18 protein-coding genes and 1 tRNA gene are annotated in these 17,474 nt (G+C 60.1%); 15 read left to right on the plus strand and 4 right to left on the minus strand.

Translation table 11 applies throughout. From position 1 onward, the window contains the following. Positions 1-58 precede the first annotated feature (58 nt). Positions 59-148: transfer RNA gene (locus J5286_RS06580), tRNA-Ser, on the plus strand. 628 nt (positions 149-776) lie between these two features. Continuing rightward, positions 777-1,787, plus strand: coding sequence for a porin (locus J5286_RS06585; protein ID WP_209189722.1), 1,011 nt, complete (start codon positions 777-779; stop codon positions 1,785-1,787). Positions 1,788-1,914: 127 nt separating this feature from the next. Here J5286_RS06585 and J5286_RS06590 read toward each other — a convergent pair whose 3' ends face one another. Further along, complete coding sequence (locus J5286_RS06590) at positions 1,915-2,808, minus strand: alpha/beta fold hydrolase (RefSeq protein ID WP_209189723.1); 894 nt, start codon at positions 2,806-2,808, stop codon at positions 1,915-1,917. Positions 2,809-2,871: 63 nt separating this feature from the next. Continuing rightward, positions 2,872-4,947 carry a lytic transglycosylase domain-containing protein gene (locus J5286_RS06595; RefSeq protein ID WP_209189724.1) on the minus strand — a complete coding sequence of 692 codons (2,076 nt, stop codon included), beginning with the start codon at positions 4,945-4,947 and terminating at the stop codon, positions 2,872-2,874. Positions 4,948-5,163: 216 nt separating this feature from the next. On the opposite strand from J5286_RS06595, the gene dapA reads away from it, so the two are divergent. Both dapA and smpB read left to right on the plus strand, forming a co-directional pair. Continuing rightward, the gene (gene dapA, locus J5286_RS06600) at positions 5,164-6,048 is read left to right on the plus strand and encodes a 4-hydroxy-tetrahydrodipicolinate synthase (protein WP_209189725.1); all 885 of its coding nucleotides are present in this window, start codon (positions 5,164-5,166) and stop codon (positions 6,046-6,048) included. Between the two features lie 112 nt (positions 6,049-6,160). Beyond that, positions 6,161-6,640: an SsrA-binding protein SmpB gene (gene smpB / locus J5286_RS06605; protein ID WP_018898818.1), complete on the plus strand. Its 480-nt coding sequence runs from the start codon at positions 6,161-6,163 to the stop codon at positions 6,638-6,640. 71 nt (positions 6,641-6,711) lie between these two features. Here the strand turns inward: smpB and J5286_RS06610 are convergent, their stop codons facing one another. Then, on the minus strand, positions 6,712-7,293 hold the full coding sequence (locus J5286_RS06610) for a LabA-like NYN domain-containing protein (RefSeq protein ID WP_209189726.1): 582 nt from the start codon (positions 7,291-7,293) through the stop codon (positions 6,712-6,714). Between the two features lie 281 nt (positions 7,294-7,574). On the opposite strand from J5286_RS06610, the gene rpoZ reads away from it, so the two are divergent. From rpoZ to recO, 11 genes are all read left to right on the plus strand, one after another. Then, positions 7,575-7,973, plus strand: a complete 399-nt coding sequence (gene rpoZ, locus J5286_RS06615) for a DNA-directed RNA polymerase subunit omega (RefSeq protein ID WP_018898816.1) — start codon at positions 7,575-7,577, stop codon at positions 7,971-7,973. A 100-nt stretch (positions 7,974-8,073) separates the two neighbouring features. Continuing rightward, positions 8,074-10,320: a RelA/SpoT family protein gene (locus J5286_RS06620; protein ID WP_018898815.1), complete on the plus strand. Its 2,247-nt coding sequence runs from the start codon at positions 8,074-8,076 to the stop codon at positions 10,318-10,320. 181 nt (positions 10,321-10,501) lie between these two features. Continuing rightward, positions 10,502-10,651: a DUF3563 family protein gene (locus J5286_RS06625; RefSeq protein ID WP_018898814.1), complete on the plus strand. Its 150-nt coding sequence runs from the start codon at positions 10,502-10,504 to the stop codon at positions 10,649-10,651. Between the two features lie 136 nt (positions 10,652-10,787). Next, on the plus strand, positions 10,788-11,378 hold the full coding sequence (locus tag J5286_RS06630) for a DUF2062 domain-containing protein (RefSeq protein ID WP_026283062.1): 591 nt from the start codon (positions 10,788-10,790) through the stop codon (positions 11,376-11,378). Next, the gene (acpS, locus tag J5286_RS06635) at positions 11,375-11,779 is read left to right on the plus strand and encodes a holo-ACP synthase (protein WP_047513480.1); all 405 of its coding nucleotides are present in this window, start codon (positions 11,375-11,377) and stop codon (positions 11,777-11,779) included. The genes J5286_RS06630 and acpS overlap by 4 nt, the downstream gene beginning before the upstream one ends. Before the next feature lie 128 nt (positions 11,780-11,907). Next, complete coding sequence (lepB, locus tag J5286_RS06640; RefSeq protein WP_047513477.1) at positions 11,908-12,651, plus strand: signal peptidase I; 744 nt, start codon at positions 11,908-11,910, stop codon at positions 12,649-12,651. Next, the gene (gene rnc / locus J5286_RS06645; RefSeq protein WP_112941366.1) at positions 12,648-13,367 is read left to right on the plus strand and encodes a ribonuclease III; all 720 of its coding nucleotides are present in this window, start codon (positions 12,648-12,650) and stop codon (positions 13,365-13,367) included. The genes lepB and rnc overlap by 4 nt, the downstream gene beginning before the upstream one ends. An 8-nt stretch (positions 13,368-13,375) precedes the next feature. Then, positions 13,376-14,317: a GTPase Era gene (gene era, locus J5286_RS06650; RefSeq protein ID WP_018898809.1), complete on the plus strand. Its 942-nt coding sequence runs from the start codon at positions 13,376-13,378 to the stop codon at positions 14,315-14,317. A 138-nt stretch (positions 14,318-14,455) separates the two neighbouring features. Beyond that, positions 14,456-15,208, plus strand: coding sequence for a Crp/Fnr family transcriptional regulator (locus tag J5286_RS06655; protein WP_047513471.1), 753 nt, complete (start codon positions 14,456-14,458; stop codon positions 15,206-15,208). Between the two features lie 232 nt (positions 15,209-15,440). Continuing rightward, the gene (locus tag J5286_RS06660) at positions 15,441-15,803 is read left to right on the plus strand and encodes a response regulator (protein ID WP_018898807.1); all 363 of its coding nucleotides are present in this window, start codon (positions 15,441-15,443) and stop codon (positions 15,801-15,803) included. A gap of 65 nt (positions 15,804-15,868) precedes the next feature. After that, a complete protein-coding gene (recO, locus tag J5286_RS06665; RefSeq protein WP_209189727.1) occupies positions 15,869-16,609 on the plus strand; it encodes a DNA repair protein RecO in 741 nt (246 codons plus the stop codon). A 7-nt stretch (positions 16,610-16,616) separates the two neighbouring features. Here recO and J5286_RS06670 read toward each other — a convergent pair whose 3' ends face one another. Beyond that, positions 16,617-17,471, minus strand: a complete 855-nt coding sequence (locus J5286_RS06670) for an MOSC domain-containing protein (RefSeq protein WP_209189728.1) — start codon at positions 17,469-17,471, stop codon at positions 16,617-16,619. Positions 17,472-17,474 lie beyond the last annotated feature (3 nt).

The raw sequence follows: 17,474 nt of genomic DNA on the forward strand, positions 1-17,474 counted from the left end.
GGCAAAGCCGAAAAAGCGCTTGCGTCCCCCAGCGAATGACTCTATCAGGCTCTCGACCGGAGAGGTGGCCGAGTGGTCGAAGGCGCTCCCCTGCTAAGGGAGTATACCCGAGAGGGTATCGTGGGTTCGAATCCCATCTTCTCCGCCATCATCTCATTGTCCGACCCGGACACCTTGGTAGCGCTCGCTGCCTGAGCGAATTTTCCAAATAGACACTTCAGTGATTTTGCATCGAACATAAGTGTTGATGCGAGCGCATCTTTGCGCGCGGCGGACCTTGTCATCATCGTCATGACGCGACGATGACAGCGCCACGTAGAATCGCTTCGAGAATCATCCGACGCTCGCGCAAGCGATTCCCCCAGTCGTCTTCGCCGATCTGTCGCGCGGCTTATTTGTTCGCCTGCTAAAATCTAGGGCTTATCGCGCCGAATCTGGCCGGAAAACGGTTCCAATGTGGCACATCGCCGGGTTCCGTCGTGCTGCCGATCTGTACTAAACCCCCGCAAAACCAGGGCTTTCTTAACGAAGTATAAAGAAACGGAATGGCCGCATGTCGTATTTGTGACCTTTCAGCAACAGCGCATACCGAAGGCTGTCGTAAATCCCCCAATCGCACAAGTTGGTGATTGCGTGACCGGCCGGGTCTTGTATTTTCAACTTCGGAAGCGAGGGCGGTTGATCGTCCGACTTCTTGAAACACGGTGACGGGGCAGGGAACGCTGCCAAAACGGCGAAAACCCGGATCCGATCGAAACTTTGAATTGGAGGTCAATATGAACATCAAGAGCCTACTTCTCGGCTCCGCAGCTGCTCTGGCAGTTGTATCCGGCGCTCAGGCTGCTGACGCGATTGTTGCAGCTGAACCGGAAGCAGTAGAATACGTTCGCGTTTGCGACGCATACGGCACCGGCTACTTCTACATCCCGGGCACGGAAACCTGCCTGAAGATCGAAGGTTACGTTCGTTTCCAGGTTGATGCTGGCCCGAACGAAAGCGGCACGTCTGACTGGGACGCTTTCACGCGTGGTCAGGTTCAGTTCACGGCTAAGAGCGACACCGAATACGGCCCGCTCACCGGCGTAATCGTTCTCCAGGCAAATGCTGACAACGCCAGCAACCAGGAAACGATCCTCGACTCGGCTTACATCGACATCGCTGGCTTCCGCGCTGGTCTGTTCTACAGCTGGTGGGACGATGGCCTCTCTGGCGAAACCGACGTTCTCGCAAGCCACGACACGCTGCACAACTCGATCCGTTATCAGTACGAATCTGGCGACTTCTACGCTGGTATCTCTGTTGACGAACTCGAAGGCGTTATCCACGCTGGCGAAAGCGACAACAACGTTGGTGTTGCTCTTGGTCTCGGCGGCAAGGCCGGCGCATTCAGCTACCAGCTGATCGGCGGTTACGACACCGACACCGAAGAAGGCGCGATCCGCGGCATGGGCACTGTTGCTATCGGTCCGGGCACGCTCGGTCTGGCAGCTGCTTGGGCATCTGGCGCCAACGCTTACTACGACGAATCCGAGTGGACCGTTGCTGCTGAATACGCCATCCAGGCAACCGACAAGCTCAAGATCACCCCCGGTGTTCAGTACTTCGGTAGCTACGGCCTCGACGCCACTGGTGACGACTTCTCTGACAACGACGCTTGGAAGGTCGGCCTGACGGTTGACTACCAGATCGTAGAAAACTTCTACGCTAAGGCTTCGGTTCAGTATCTCGACGCCGACAACTCTGACGATGTCACGACTGGCTACTTCCGCCTGCAGCGTGCATTCTAATCTGATCTGACTTAGGTCAAATCAGGAAGGCCCGGTTCGAAAGAACCGGGCCTTTTGTATTCTTGACGATAGTAAGAGCCGTGATCCGCGGCATTGGATCATCTCAACGAATCAAGTGGGCGACGAGCTAGATTGCCGCGAGAAAAACCTGGATGTTCTGGAGCGCCGTCTGCTGATGCATTAGGGGCGGGTGGCCTTGGTCGGGAACTCTGAGGATTTTGAGGTCGGGGTGTTGTTGGGCCATCGCTTCTAGCGTGTTATCTGTAAGCAAGGCCGAATTTTCGCCGCGAATAACCATCAAAGGCAGCGCCGCAAAATTCTCATATTGTGCCCAGAGATTCGGCACCAGTTTCGTGAAATCGATCGACACCAACTCTCTGGCAATTGCCGGATCGACATCGGGCACGACCTGACCATCGACATCGCGATAGATCGCCATTGCCAGCTCCGCCCAGTCATCATCCGAGAGGGCAGGGAAGTCGGCGCCTTGCCGCTGCTTCAGCAGCGCTGCCGCTTCCTTCATATCGCGCGGCAGTCGTGCCGTATTGAGATCGTCGCGAATCTTCATCAAGCCCGCGGCCTCGATGATCGGGCCGATATCATTGAGAACGGCCGCCGCGACCAAATCGGACTTCATCCCGGCAAGCAGGTGCAGGATCAGCCCACCGCGTGAGGTGCCTATGAAGGCGGCGCGGTCGATGTTCATATATGCACAGGCTTCGATGACGTCGCGCGCTTCGACGGCGAGATTGTAGTTGGCCTTGTTATCGTCCCAGTCGGAGAGACCGCGCCCGCGGTAATCAAGCGCGATCACCCGTCTTGGGGTGACCGGATCTTGCGACAGGATCAGAGCCAGCTGATGAAAATCGCGGGAATTCCTTGTCAGCCCAGGGAGACAGACCACTGGCAACCGGCCGTCCGTCGCCTCACAGCCAGGATCATAGTCCCGCAGATGCAGCGTCAGGCCATCACTGGAAATATAAGTCCGATCCTGAAAGGCTTGGCTATTGCAATCGTGCATCGTCTCTCCCCGCCTTGACGAGAAGAGACTAGCCTGCGCTACGCCGCCAGGCAAACTCGGCCTTTAGGACGCGTTGCGTCCGCCGATCAGGTCCTGCTGAATGCTGGCCGGCTGCCCGAGACGGGCCTTGTAGACCTCGTAATTCTCCATCACCCGCTGCACATAATTGCGCGTCTCCGGGAAGGGGATGCGCTCGATCCAGTCGACGACGGCGTCGATCGATTTGCCGCGCGGATCGCCGTAGCGGCCGATCCATTCCGGCACGCGCTTCGGTCCGGCATTGTAGGCGATGAAGGTCATGATGTAGGAGCCGCCGAAGGCGTCGATCTGCTCGCCGAGATAATGCGCGCCGAGCGTCGCGTTGTAGCCGGCGTCTGCGGTCAGCTTGTCCTTGGAATAGGCGATGTTGTGGCGCTTGGCGACGGCCTTGGCCGTTCCGGGCAGGATCTGCAGCAGGCCGCGCGCGTCGGCGACGGAAACGGCAGTCGGATTGAAGGCGCTCTCCTGCCGGGCGATTGCGTAGGCGAGCGCCTTGCCGGAGCCCGAGATGTTGGCGGTGCCGGGAATGACGCCGATCGGGAAGGCCAGCGCCGCAACATCGACGCCGCGCGCATAGGCGCTCTTGCCGATCTGCAGCGACAAATGATGGTCGCCGGAGCGCTCGGCCTGCGCGGAGAGGATCGCGAGTTCGCCCGGGCTCTGCATTTGCTCGCCGAGCGCAAGATAAAGTGCGTTCGCGCGCCAGCCATGGCCGGCTGCGTCGAGGCGGGCGATAGCCTGCACAGCCTCGCGCGCCTGATAGCGCTGCCGATCTTCAGGGCTGGGCGAGGGGTAGCTGACATTGATCGTCTTGCGGCCAAGCTTCTCGCCGGCAAGCTGGCCGTAGAAGGTGGTCGGATAGCCCGCGGCCTTGGCGTAAAACTCCGCGGCCTTGCCAGCGCCGCCCGCCTCTGCCGAGCGTCCCATCCAGTAGTAGGCGCGCGACACGGAAATCGGGCCGTTGGAGAAGTCGAGGATCTTGCGGAAATGCGCCTGCGCAGTCGTCGGGTCCTGCAGTCCGCGCAGCGCGTACCAGCCCGCATGGAACTCGGCCTCGACGATATCGGTTGGCGTCGCTGCCGCGTATTTCGAGACGATGCCATAGGCGAGCTTGAACTGCCCCTGGTCGACCAGCCCACGGCTGACGATCCGCTGTTCGTTCCACCATTCGCCGGCGTTGACGAGTTCGTCTCGGTCGCGCGGCATCTGCTGCAGGAGCTTTGCGGCCTCGGGATATTTCTCCTGCTTGCGCAGATATTCGATGCGCGCGAAGAGATAGCCCGGATCGCCGTTCCATTTGCCATCGACCCCGGCGAGCAGCGCGCCGGCGTTCGGCGCCTTGTTGGCGACGGCTTCCCATGCCTTGTAGAGCGATTGCGCCTGCCCGAGATCGCCGAAGCGCTTTGCCTGCGCCGTGCGGTTGCGATACATCAGGTATTCCATGCGCGCCTTGTGGTCGGCAACGGTCAGCAGGCCTGCGAACTCGGCCAGGATCTTGTCTTCCGTCGCCTTGTCCAGCGTCTCGCCGCGCCAGGCCTTGCGCATATATTTCGCCGCCTGCTGCTGTTTGCCGGTCGCGACAAGCGCACGCGAAAGGATCATCGCGCCGGAAGTTGTCTCAGGGGCGGTTTCACCGAAGGCCGCGAGAACAGCCGAGGGCGAGGGGTTTTCGTCATAAAGCGCACGTTCGGAGTATATCCTGAGCTTTGCCAGCCCGGGCCAGCCCTTCAATTCTTGGGCAGCGGTAGCAATCTCGACGGATGGTACGCCCTTCTGCCCGGAGACGGCGATCGCCCAGGTCAGGATGTGTCGGTCGAGCGTGCCCTGCGCCATGCCGTCGCGGATCGAAATCGCCTGCATCGGGTCCTTGGCGGAGAGCGCGTCGAGGCCGGTCTTCAGGTCGCTGTTGACGGGGGCGATTGCCTGGCTTCGCGGTATCGCGCCTGTCGTCATCGATTCCGGCAGCGAGGTCTGCGGCATGTAGCCGCTCGGCCGGACGTCGGGAACGGGCGCGTCTTCGCCTGGGAGCTGTGCGGCAAATGTGCCCCATGCGGCGGCCGTCAGGCCGAGCGCGGACAGGATCAGAACAGCTCTCTTCATCAGGGATACTCGCAATGGAAACGCGTCCCTACATTTGCTGGGACGCATATTAACGAAACCTTACCGAAGCCCTTCAATTTCATTCACATTTGCGATCGGAATTTGTTGCAACGAAGCTGTGCGCGCTTGTCGGACCCTTTTTGCCGCACTATGGTGCGCTCCTTCGTATTCAAGGAATGCGGCCGAAGCATGGATTGCGGTCGTAAGGAGTTCTGCATGTTCCAGGGATCCATTCCCGCACTCGTCACGCCTTTCACCGATGCCGGCCTTGTCGATGAAGCGGCCTTCGCCGCCCATGTCGATTGGCAGATCAGGGAAGGCAGCAGCGGTCTCGTTCCAGTCGGAACGACCGGCGAATCCCCGACCCTGTCGCATGCCGAACACAAACGCGTGGTCGAACTCTGTATCGAGGCCGCCGCCAAGCGCGTTCCCGTCATGGCAGGTGCTGGCTCCAACAACACCCGTGAAGCCGTCGAACTCGCTCAGCACGCCGAAAAAGCTGGCGCTGACGCGGTTCTCGTCGTCACGCCTTATTACAACAAGCCGACGCAGAAGGGCCTCTACGCCCATTTCGCGGCGATCGCCGAAGCCATCAAGCTGCCGATCTACATCTACAATATCCCGGGCCGTTCGGTCATCGACATGACGCCGGAAACCATGGGCGCGCTTGCGAGGGCATACGGCAACATCGTCGGCGTGAAAGATGCCACCGGCAAGATCGAGCGCGTATCCGAGCAGCGCATTACCTGCGGCAAGGATTTCCGTCAGCTCTCCGGTGAAGACGCAACCGCGCTTGGCTTCAACGCCCATGGCGGCGTCGGCTGCATTTCGGTAACCGCCAATGTCGCCCCGCGCCTCTGTGCCGAATTCCAAGCCGCGACGCTGGCTGGTGAGTTTGCAAAGGCGCTCGAATATCAGGATCGCCTGATGCCGCTGCACAAGGCGATCTTCCTGGAGCCGGGCCTCTGTGGCGCCAAGTACGGCCTGTCGAAGATCCGCGGCATGAATCGCACGGTTCGTTCGCCGCTCGTCTCCTCGCTGGAGGCAAGCACGGAAGCGGCACTCGACGCGGCGCTGCGCCATGCCGGCCTTCTCAACTGATCGCTTGCTGAACCGATAAAATGCGCGGCCTTCACAAAGATGGGCCGCGCCTCTACATAAAGCCGAGAAGTGCGGGCGCGGATATCGCGCCCCCGAGCAATTGGAATTTGTCATGGCCCCCAAAGGCAGCCAGCGTGTCGTCAAGAAGATCGTCGCCGAAAACCGCAAGGCGCGCTACAACTACGAGATCGTCGATACCTACGAAGCTGGCTTGGTGCTGATGGGCACCGAGGTCAAGTCGCTGCGCGAAGGCAAGGCCAATATCGCCGAATCCTACGCCTCGGACGAGGGTGGCGAGATCTGGCTGATCAATTCCTATCTTCCGGAATATCTGCAGGCCAACCGCTTCAACCACGAGCCGCGCCGCCGCCGCAAGCTCCTGCTGTCGGGCCGCGAGATCAACCGTCTGCGTGCCGGCATCAACCGCGAAGGCATGACGCTCATTCCGTTGAAGATTTATTTCAACGATCGCGGCCGCGCGAAGATGGAACTTGCTTTGGCGAAGGGCAAGAAGCTGCACGACAAGCGCGAGTCTGAAAAAGAGCGCGATTGGAACCGGCAGAAGAGCCGGCTTCTCAAGGACAATGGCTGATCAAATAGCTGCCTGAATCAAAACCGCGGCAAATGCCGCGGTTTTCTTTTTTGGAGCTGTGGTTGCTCGCATCAGCTTTCGAAGTCGCTGGATGCCGCTGGCTCCACGGCGCGGGCAGGGCGCTCGGAGGGGTCGCGGCCGATTTCGCTCTTCAGGGACAAGAGGTCGATGAAGTGATCGGCCTGGCGTCGCAGATCGTCGGCGATCATCGGCGGCTGGGTCGCCATCGTCGAGATGATCGAGACCTTCCGGCCCTTGCGCTGCAGCGCCTCGACCAGCGTCGTGAAATCGCCGTCGCCGGAGAAGATCACCAGGTGATCGACGGTTTCGGATTGCTCCATGGCATCGATCGCGAGTTCGATATCCATGTTGCCCTTGATCTTGCGGCGGCCCATGGAGTCGGTGAATTCCTTGGCCGGCTTGGTCACGACCTTGTAGCCGTTGTAATCCAACCAGTCGATCAGCGGGCGGATCGAGGAATATTCCTGGTCCTCGATCAGGGCGGTGTAATAGTAGGCGCGCAGCAGATATCCGCGCTTCTGGAAGGCTTTCAGAAGTTTTCTGTAGTCGATATCAAAGCCGAGACTCTTGGACGCCGCGTAGAGATTGGCGCCATCAATGAAAAGTGCAATTTTTTCTCGCGGGTCGAACATCGCGTACCAATCCACTTTGAGTAATCTAATATGCGGCTGCAGATAGCCCACGAAAACAATGGGTTATCTGAAAAATTCAGAACAATTCTTACTTTATGAACTATTCATATAAGTCAGATTTAGGGCAGGATTCGGCATATTCCAAGCAACTTTTGGTGGAAACCTCTAAAATTAGAAAGTTCCCACAGGCTCGAACGGCTCCTTCACTAAAAACTTGAATTCGCCTGCTTTTAATTGTATCGCCGTGCTAATCCCGAGATCCCGACCGTAAAGGACAGGCAATGGCCCGTGTCACAGTAGAAGATTGCATTGACAAAGTTGAGAACCGCTTCGAGCTGGTTCTGCTTGCCAGCCACCGTGCCCGGCTGATTTCCCAGGGCGCCTCGATCACCATCGATCGCGACAACGACAAGAACCCGGTCGTCGCCCTTCGCGAGATCGCCGACGAGATGCTGTCTCCCGACGACCTGAAGGAAGACCTGATCCATTCGCTGCAGAAGCACGTCGAAGTCGACGAGCCCGAGCCCGATCCCGCAAGCCTCATCACCACCGCGGCTGCTGCCGATGGCGAAGAGCAGGAAGATGCTCCGGAAACGATCACCTTCGACCAGATGTCGGAAGAAGAGCTTCTCGCCGGTATCGAAGGCCTCGTGCCGCCGGAAAAGAGCGACGATTACTAATCGTCAATCTTGCGCCATTATTGCTTCGGCATATGATTGAGTATCACGTGCGCCAATCTGTGATTGGCGCGCTTTTCTTTTGTGATGGAGTGGTTTCGGCATGATGCGGCAGTACGAGCTCGTGGAGCGGGTTCAGAAATACAAGCCCGACGCCAACGAAGCCCTGCTCAACAAAGCCTATGTCTATGCCATGCAGAAGCATGGGCAGCAGAAGCGGGCAAGCGGCGATCCCTATATCTCGCACCCGCTCGAAGTCGCCGCCATCCTCACGGACATGCATCTCGACGAGTCGACGATCGCGGTCGCTCTTCTGCACGACACCATCGAGGACACGACCGCGACCCGCGCCGAGATCGATGAACTCTTCGGCGAAGACATCGGCCGCCTGGTCGAGGGTCTCACGAAGATCAAGAAGCTCGATCTCGTCACCAAGAAGGCCAAGCAGGCCGAAAACCTGCGTAAGCTGCTGCTTGCGATCTCCGACGATGTGCGCGTGCTTCTGGTCAAGCTTGCCGACCGCCTACACAACATGCGCACCCTCGACCACATGTCGCCGGAAAAGCGCGCCCGCATTTCCGAAGAGACGATGGATATCTACGCGCCGCTCGCCGGCCGCATGGGTATGCAGGATATGCGCGAGGAGCTGGAGGACCTGTCCTTCCGCCACATCAACCCCGAGGCCTACGACACGGTCACCAAGCGGCTAGAGGAGCTGTCGCGGCGCAATGAAGGCCTGGTCAAGAAGATCGAGACCGAGCTGCGCGACCTGCTGGTCGCCAACGGCCTGACCAACGCCTACGTCAAGGGCCGCCAGAAGAAGCCTTACTCCGTCTTCCGCAAGATGCAGTCGAAGTCGCTATCCTTCGAGCAGCTGTCGGATGTCTATGGCTTCCGCATCATCGTCGACGATATTCCGTCCTGCTACCGTGGTCTCGGCATCGTCCACACCCGCTGGCGCGTCGTCCCCGGCCGCTTCAAGGATTATATCTCGACGCCGAAGCAGAACGATTATCGTTCGCTGCACACCACCATCGTCGGTCCGTCGAGCCAGCGCATCGAGCTGCAGATCCGCACCAAGCGCATGCACGAGATCGCCGAGTTCGGTATCGCCGCCCACACGCTCTACAAGGACGGCGCCACCAATGCCGATGGCGACATCCTCTCTCGCGAATCCAACGCCTATTCCTGGCTCCGCCACACGATCGAGGCGCTGGCCGAGGGCGACAGCCCGGAAGAGTTTCTGGAGCACACCAAGCTCGAGCTGTTCCAGGACCAGGTCTTCTGCTTCACGCCGAAGGGCAAGCTGATTGCGCTTCCGCGCGGCGCGACCCCGATCGACTTCGCCTATGCCGTTCACACCAACATCGGCGACACCACGGTTGGCGCCAAGATCAACGGCCGTATCATGCCGCTCGTAACCCGCCTTGCGAATGGCGACGAGGTGGAGATCATCCGCTCCGGCGTGCAGGTGCCGCCGGCGGCCTGGGAAGAGATTGTCGTAACCGGCAAGGCGCGCGCCGCCATCCGCCGCGCCACCCGCATGGCCATCCGCAAGCAATATGCCGGCCTTGGCCACCGCATTCTCGAGCGCACCTTCGATCGCGCCGGCAAGGTCTTCTCCCGCGAGGCGATGAAGCCGGCGCTGCACCGTCTCGGCCAGAAGGATGTCGAGGACGCGATTGCCTCGGTCGGCCGCGGCGAGATGTCGTCGCTCGACGTCTTGCGCGCCGTCTATCCCGATCACCAGGAAGAGCGCATCACCTCGAAGCCCTCGGGCGACGATGGATGGTTCAATGTTCGCAGCGCCACCGGCATGATCTTCAAGATTCCGGATAAGGGCAAGGCAACCGAGCATGCGCCGAACGGCCTTGAAGCCTTGGGTGATGCTGAGGCCGTGCCGATCCGTGGCATCTCGAGCAATATCGATGTGCAGTTCGCCCCGACGGGCGCTGTCCCTGGCGATCGCATCGTCGGCATCACTAACACGACCGAAAACGCCAAGGGCATAACGATCTATCCGATCCAGTCGCCCGTGCTGCAGCGCTTCGACGAGCAGCCCGATCGCTGGATCGACGTGCGCTGGGATCTCGACGAGGCCAACAAGTCGCGCTTCATGGCCCGCATCCTGGTCAATGCGCTGAACGAGCCCGGCACGCTTGCAAAGCTTGCCCGCACCGTCGCCGATGTCGACGTCAACATCCGCGTCTTCAACACGGTTCGCGTCGCCACCGACTTCACAGAGATGGCGCTCGATGTGGAAGTTTGGGATCTTCGCCAGTTGAATCAATTGCTTGCGCAGCTGAATGAGCTGGATTGCGTTGCGACCGTGCGCCGGCTTTACGAGTAAAGCGGGCGCATCTGCACCCGGTTTGCACAATATGTGATCGTTTTATGGTCATATTGTCGCAGATGAGGGGCTAGGTATGCGATATGCGCATGGCTGACTGAGTATTAGAGCGTTGGTAAAAAGGCGCGCCTCCGCATATCTTCTGGTCATCAACAAGTGACTGAAAGAAAGAGGCATCCAAATGTTTACACCGATCAAGAAGTTCGCTCGTGCCCTGCGCGCTCCGAGCGCTGAAGAACGCGAAACCGCATACCTGAACGGCTCGTTCGACCGTATCGATCTCGAATACCGCCAGCGTCAGGTTGACCGTGGTCTGTTCCGTAGCCGCTAATCGGTTATCGGATTTGCAAGTGGGAAGGGGCGTTTGAGTTACGCCCCGGCAGATACTCAGTCGGCGCACATCAAATAGCGACTGAGGAGGTCCGGCGCTCTTGTCAGGCCTGTGCGGCATGCACTACATACGCGCCATGTTATTTCGTCGTCGGAAACCCGCTGGATTTCGTGAAAAGCTGCGTGAGCTGCTTTGGCCACGAAAGGGATTCCTGAGGCCTCCGCGCTATCTCGTGATGCGCGTGCTTCGCCTGAGGGCATCGCCACATGCGGTGGCCGTTGGCGTCGCGGCCGGGATCTTCGTGTCCTGGACCCCGTTTATCGGCGTCCATTTCATCATGGCCTTCGTCATCACCTATCTGTTGTCGGGCAATATGGTCGCCGCCGCTCTCGGCTGCGCGGCCTTCGGCAATCCACTGACCTATCCCTTCATCTGGGGAACGACCTGGGAAATCGGACACCTGCTCCTGAGCCGCAAGGACACGATGCAGGGCAATGCGGTCGATCTTCCCGCACTCTTTCACGAACTGCACTTCAGCGAGCTCTGGCGCCCAGTCCTTGAGCCGATGCTGATCGGTTCACTGCCGCCGGCAGCCGTCACCGCCGTGGCCATCTACTTCGCGACATTCTACACGGTGAGGGGCTTCCAGGGGCGCCGCCGCGCCCGGCTGCTTGAGCGTGCGCGCCTGCGCGTCGCTGAGCCCGTTTCGCTTGAGGAAACAGTATGATCATCGGTATCGGCAGCGATCTCATCGATATCAGGCGTGTGGAGAAGTCGCTGGAGCGATTTGGCGAGCGCTTCACCAATCGCTGCTTCACCGAGATCGAACAGCAGAAATCCGACCGCCGCGCCAACCGCGCCGCCTCCTACGCCAAGCGCTTCGCTGCCAAGGAGGCCTGCTCCAAGGCTTTGGGCACGGGTATCGCCCAGGGTGTCTTCTGGAAAGACATGGGCGTCGTCAATCTCCCGAGCGGCAAGCCGACGATGAAACTGACAGGCGGCGCCGGCGAGATTTTGCAGAAGATGTTGCCCTCAGGGCACCGCGCCGCCATCCATTTGACAATTACAGATGATTATCCCTTGGCTCAGGCCTTCGTTATCATCGAGGCCCTGCCGCTGAGCGACTGACCGCTGCGCAACAGACTGTTACATGTCCCGCTTTTAATGTTCGTGGCATTGCCGCAATCAGCCGAAGCCGCTACACAGAACCGATTAAAGACTTGCGCCGTTTTGGCGCTCTGAAGGAATAGAACTGCGTGTCCGAAAAAGTTCAAGCCAAGCCGAACGCCCTCTGGGAGAACATCAAGGTCATCGTCCAGGCACTGGTCTTGGCGATGGTCATCCGCACGGTTCTGTTCCAGCCATTCACCATTCCCTCGGGCTCGATGATGCCGACGCTTCTCGTCGGCGACTATATCTTCGTCAACAAGTTCGCTTACGGCTATTCGAAATACTCGCTGCCGTTCTCGCCGAACCTGTTCAGCGGCCGTATCTTCGCAAGCGAGCCGAAGCGCGGCGATGTCGTCGTCTTCCGCTTCCCGCCGAACCCTGAGGTCGATTACATCAAGCGTCTCGTCGGTCTCCCCGGCGACCACATCCAGGTGACGGACGGCGTGCTTTACGTGAACGGCAAGGCTGTTCCGAAGGTGCCGGATGGTACGTTCAATTCCGACTACGCGCAGGATCCGGGCCAGGACGTTCCGGTGTTCCGCGAAACGCTGGATAACGGCGTGACCTACGACACGCTCGACCAGTCTCCGGTATCGCGCGGCGATAACACTCGCGAGTTCATCGTCCCTGAAGGTCACTACTTCATGATGGGCGACAACCGCGACAACTCGCTCGACAGCCGCTTCGATGTCGGTTTCGTGCCGGCCGAAAATCTGGTTGGCCGCGCCAGCGTCATCTTCTTCTCGCTCGGCAACGACACCTCCTTCCGCGAAATCTGGAAGTGGCCTTCCAACATGCGTTGGGATCGACTGTTCAAGGGCGTTGAATGAGCAAGTCGCCGACGCTTTCGGCGGCTGACCGAACAAAGCTCGAGGCGCTGATCGGCCATGTCTTTGCCGAGAAGGAGCGCCTCGATCGTGCACTGACGCATGCGAGCGCCCGCACTCAGAAGGGCGCGAACTACGAACGTCTTGAGTTTCTTGGCGACCGGGTCCTTGGCCTGTGTGTCGCCGAGATGCTTTTCAGAACCTTCGGCACCGCCACGGAAGGCGAGCTGTCTGTCCGCCTGAACCAGCTGGTCAGCGCCGATACCTGCGCCGAGGTTGCCGACGAGCTTGGCCTGCATCTCTATATCCGCACCGGTGCCGACGTGAAGAAGCTCACCGGCAAGCGCATGATGAATGTCCGCGCCGACGTCGTCGAAAGCCTGATCGCCGCGATCTATCTCGACGCTGGCCTGGAGGTCGCGCGCCACTTCATCGTGAAGTATTGGGAAAAGCGGGCGGTGCGCGCCGATGGCGCGAGGCGTGACGCCAAGACGGAACTGCAGGAATGGTCGCATGCCAAATTCGGTGTGACGCCAAACTACCGGGTTGAAGAACGCACCGGACCGGATCATGATCCGCGCTTCACGGTGACGGTCGAAGTCGCCGGCGTGAAGCCGGAAACGGGCGTCGAGCGCTCCAAGCGTGCCGCCGAGCAGGTGGCCGCAACGAAGATGCTCGAACGCGAAGGCATTTGGCAGAAATCGTCTGCCGGAAATTGACGGGAACAATGACCGAAGAACACGACATCGCGGATAGCGCCGCTGAACCCGCTGGCCCGACGCATTCCGGCTTCGTCGCCCTGATTGGGCCGACCAATGCCGGCAAGTCGACCTTGCTGAACCGCCTGGTTGGCGCCAAGGTCTCGATCGTCAGCCACAAGGTGCAGACGACGCGCGCGGTCATCCGCGGCATCGCCACCCATGACAACGCCCAGATCGTCTTCATGGACACCCCTGGTATCTTCAAGCCGCGTCGCAGGCTCGATCGCGCCATGGTGACCTCCGCCTGGGGCGGCGCCAAGGATGCCGACATCATCATGCTCCTGATCGACAGCGAGCGTGGCCTGCGCGGCGACGCCGAGAAAATCCTTGAGAGCCTGAAGGACGTGCCCCAGCGCAAGATCCTCGCTCTCAACAAGATCGACCGCGTCAAGCGTGAGGACTTGCTGGCGCTGGCCTCGGCAGCCAACGAGTACGTCGCTTTCGACCAGACCTTCATGATCTCGGCCGAAAACGGTTCGGGCTGTGACGACGTCATGGACTATCTCGCCAAGACGCTTCCCGAGGGACCGTGGTATTATCCGGAAGACCAGATCTCTGATCTGCCGATGCGCCAGCTGGCGGCCGAAATCACCCGCGAGAAGCTGTTCTTGCGCCTGCATCAGGAGCTTCCCTATGCCTCACACGTCGAGACGGAAAAGTGGGAAGAGCGTAAGGACGGATCCGTTCGCATCGAGCAGGTGATCTACGTCGAGCGCGACAGCCAGAAGAAGATCGCGCTCGGCAAGAATGGCGAAGCGATCAAGGCAATCTCCACCGCATCGCGCAAGGAACTGTCGGAAATCCTCGAGCAGACCGTACACCTTTTCCTCTTCGTGAAGGTGCGCGAGAACTGGGGCGACGATCCCGAGCGTTTCCGCGAGATGGGCCTGGAATTCCCGCGCCAGTAAGCGGCACCAGCTATGGCGCAAGTCCCTCGTTTCCTTGGAAAAATTCAAGCGTCGACGGAACAAAGTTGCAAGTGATGAGTTCTTTAAAAGCGGCGTCCCGATTTCGGGGCGCCGCTTTTTCTGGATTATGGGACACGCATGGCGACATCACGGCCGACGCATTCGTTCAAGACACCCTGCGAACAGTGTCCCTTGCGGCCGCTGCCGCATTTCCGCGAGTTCACCGGCGACGAGCTGGGCTTCATTTCCAAGTTCAAGAAGGGCGAGTTGGCTGCCGATGCAGGCGCCACGATCCTCGTCGAAGGCGCCCATAGCGCCCACCTGTTCACGGTGCTGACCGGCTGGGGATTTCGCTACAAGACGCTCGAAGACGGCCGGCGCCAGATACTGAACTACATCATGCCCGGCGATCTGATCGGCCTTCAGGGCACCATCATGGGCGAGATGCAGCACTCGATCGAGGCACTGTCGCCGGTTTCGCTCTGCGTCTTCGAGCGCGACAAGCTGATGACGCTCTACAACAAGCATCCGTCGCTCGCCTTCGACATCACCTGGATGGCGGCGCAGGAAGAGCGGATACTCGACGAGCACCTCCTGAGCATCGGCCGGCGAACGGCGCTGGAGCGCGCCGCCTATCTGATCGCCTTCCTCTATCAGCGCGGCAAGCAGCTCAACCTCTTCAATGGCCACAGCGCCATCCCGATCACCCAGCAGCACATCGCCGACACGCTCGGCCTCTCGATCGTGCACACCAACAAGACCTTGAAAAAGCTTGCTTCGCGCAATCTCATCCGCTGGCAGGAGCGCGCCTGCGAGGTGCTGGATGGCGAAACGCTCGCCAAAATTGCCGCCTGGGACGGGCTCGACGAGAGGGTGCGCCCCTTCCTCTAAGCGGTTCTATCTATGTCTTTTTTAAATGCAAATTCCAAGGCCGGACCCTAATGTCCAGCACGAGCCATTCTTGTGTCGAGATTCGCTAATATCGACCGGGACTGAAAAAGCGGCTATGCAAGCATAGGCGGCGTGAAATTCTCGGCTGAGGCCGTGGGTTGTCAGGGGTAGAGATGCGATTTTGGGATACATGGTGCGTCGAGTGCGGCGCCCGGAAGAGGGCTTTCTGATCATGGTCGCAAGACGTGTTCTGGTTCTCGAGGATAGCTTGATCATCGCGATGGAGGCGGAAGACATTCTGCGCGCCGTCGGTGTCGAGACCATCGATATTTGCAATAGCGTCGAGCAGGCCAACGAGGCGATCCAGGCCGACAGCTATGATTTTGCTCTGCTTGACGTCAATCTCGGCGAGGTCATGAGCTTCGATTTCGCCCGCCGGCTGGTCGCCGCCGAAATCCCCTTCGGCTTCGTCAGCGGCTACTCCGACACGCTGGATTTCCCCGAAGACCTGCAAAACAGGCCGCTCCTCGTCAAGCCGTTCGACGAGGACGCGATGCGGGACTTCCTGCGCCGGCTTTTCCCCTCCGAGGCTTGATAGGCTTTCATGACAGGGCTTGCGCCATGCGCTAGGATAGCGCGTGGTCGGAAGGTCGGTTTCTAATGCAGTGGCAAGGTCGTGCAATCATTCTAGGCGTTCGGCGCCATGGCGAGACAAGCGTCATCACCGAGGTGATGACGCCGGATCGCGGCCGTCACCTGGGCATGGTGCGATCCGGGCGTTCGCGCGCGATGCAGCCGGTGTTGCAGCCCGGCAATGAGGTCGAAGTCATCTGGCGCGCGCGTCTTGATGAGCATATGGGTGAGTTCAAGATCGAGCCTCTCACGCTGCGCGCCGCCCGGCTGATGGAAACGGCGACCGCGGTCTATGGCGTGCAGGCCATGGGCGCCTTGCTCCGACTTCTGCCGGAGCGCGATCCGCATCCGCATCTCTTCGAAGCCTTGGAAGTCATTCTCGACAATCTCGACAATCCAGCCGATGCGGGCGAGTTGTTCGTTCGCTTCGAGCTCGCCGTGCTCAACGATCTCGGTTTTGGGCTGGATCTCAACGAATGCGCCGCAACCGGCACCCGCGCCGATCTGGCGTATGTCTCCCCGAAATCGGGTCGTGCGGTCAGCCGCGACGCCGGTGCGCCCTGGGCCGACAGGATGTTCGCCTTGCCGGCGTTTCTATCCGTGGAAAAGCGGCAGGCCGCCGATTTCGACAGCCTGTCCGAGGCATTTCGCCTGACGGCCTTCTTCCTGCACCGCCATGTCTACGAGCCGCGCGGCCTTGAACCGTCGACGGCCCGCGAGGGCTTCGTGCAGGCCGCGCTCAAGGCGCTGAAGCCCGCCGCTGCCTAGTCTACCCTTAGGCGCGCTTACGCACCTTGAACGCCCATCCACCCGGCCGTTCGTCGAGCACTTTCACCGTGTCACCAATCGCAATCGCGCCAGCCGCACGCGGCGTGACGTTCCAGCCGAACAGCGGACCGGGGACGCGCCGGTCTGCCGACATGCGGATGCGGCCCATGGCCGGCATCGGGTTCGCGACCTCGCGCGAGCCCGTTTGCTGGTCCTGCGTGGTCATGATGCAACGCGCACACGGCTTCACCAGATCGAAGCGGATCCCGCCGATCTCGATGGCTGCCCAGCGATCCTCCGGCCACGCTTCGTCCGTGTCGATGACGATGTTCGGCCGGAACCGCTCCATCCCGACGCTGCCTTCGCCGTGAGCCTCGATATCGGCGTTGAGTGCCTTCAGCGACCCCGTCGTGGTCACCAGGATCTGGTAGCCATCAGCGAAAGTCACCGGCGTGTCGTCGCCCGCCCATTCCGGGCTCGCGATGCGATTGGCATCTTCGTCGAAGAACACGAACTTGAGCTCGCGGCCGAACCAGCGCGAGAGCACCTGGTTAGAATGGTCGTCGGCGATCGCGGCATTGACGATCGACTTCCAGATCGAGACATCGATGCGCTTGTTACCATCGGGCAGGGGGACGAAGAGGGTCTCTCCGTTCATGCCGAGATGAAAGCCGTTGGCTTCCTGGCGAACGTCGAGCCGCGCCAGATCCGTCATTTCGCGCTGGGTAATGAAGCTCCCATCCGGATTGATCAGCATCGCGCGCCGGTCGCCGGGGAGGCCAAAGGCATTGATCTCGGTGGTTTGAAGCGCGATGCCACGGGCGCTCTTGAGCGGATAGATGAAGAGATCGCTGACGCGCATGTA

Origin of the sequence: Rhizobium sp. 16-488-2b, assembly GCF_017741815.1 — a bacterium.
Taxonomy (GTDB): domain Bacteria; phylum Pseudomonadota; class Alphaproteobacteria; order Rhizobiales; family Rhizobiaceae; genus Rhizobium.

Excerpts from the sequence above, each read along its gene's own strand:
- J5286_RS06585 (WP_209189722.1), top strand. The coding sequence starts at position 777 with ATGAACATCAAGAGCCTACTTCTCGGCTCCGCAGCTGCTCTGGCAGTT.
- J5286_RS06590 (WP_209189723.1), bottom strand. The coding sequence starts at position 2,808 with ATGCACGATTGCAATAGCCAAGCCTTTCAGGATCGGACTTATATTTCC.
- J5286_RS06595 (WP_209189724.1), bottom strand. The coding sequence starts at position 4,947 with ATGAAGAGAGCTGTTCTGATCCTGTCCGCGCTCGGCCTGACGGCCGCC.
- dapA (WP_209189725.1), top strand. The coding sequence starts at position 5,164 with ATGTTCCAGGGATCCATTCCCGCACTCGTCACGCCTTTCACCGATGCC.
- smpB (WP_018898818.1), top strand. The coding sequence starts at position 6,161 with ATGGCCCCCAAAGGCAGCCAGCGTGTCGTCAAGAAGATCGTCGCCGAA.
- J5286_RS06610 (WP_209189726.1), bottom strand. The coding sequence starts at position 7,293 with ATGTTCGACCCGCGAGAAAAAATTGCACTTTTCATTGATGGCGCCAAT.
- rpoZ (WP_018898816.1), top strand. The coding sequence starts at position 7,575 with ATGGCCCGTGTCACAGTAGAAGATTGCATTGACAAAGTTGAGAACCGC.
- J5286_RS06620 (WP_018898815.1), top strand. The coding sequence starts at position 8,074 with ATGATGCGGCAGTACGAGCTCGTGGAGCGGGTTCAGAAATACAAGCCC.
- J5286_RS06625 (WP_018898814.1), top strand. The coding sequence starts at position 10,502 with ATGTTTACACCGATCAAGAAGTTCGCTCGTGCCCTGCGCGCTCCGAGC.
- J5286_RS06630 (WP_026283062.1), top strand. The coding sequence starts at position 10,788 with ATGTTATTTCGTCGTCGGAAACCCGCTGGATTTCGTGAAAAGCTGCGT.
- acpS (WP_047513480.1), top strand. The coding sequence starts at position 11,375 with ATGATCATCGGTATCGGCAGCGATCTCATCGATATCAGGCGTGTGGAG.
- rnc (WP_112941366.1), top strand. The coding sequence starts at position 12,648 with ATGAGCAAGTCGCCGACGCTTTCGGCGGCTGACCGAACAAAGCTCGAG.
- era (WP_018898809.1), top strand. The coding sequence starts at position 13,376 with ATGACCGAAGAACACGACATCGCGGATAGCGCCGCTGAACCCGCTGGC.
- J5286_RS06655 (WP_047513471.1), top strand. The coding sequence starts at position 14,456 with ATGGCGACATCACGGCCGACGCATTCGTTCAAGACACCCTGCGAACAG.
- J5286_RS06660 (WP_018898807.1), top strand. The coding sequence starts at position 15,441 with ATGGTCGCAAGACGTGTTCTGGTTCTCGAGGATAGCTTGATCATCGCG.
- recO (WP_209189727.1), top strand. The coding sequence starts at position 15,869 with ATGCAGTGGCAAGGTCGTGCAATCATTCTAGGCGTTCGGCGCCATGGC.
- J5286_RS06670 (WP_209189728.1), bottom strand. The coding sequence starts at position 17,471 with ATGCGCGTCAGCGATCTCTTCATCTATCCGCTCAAGAGCGCCCGTGGC.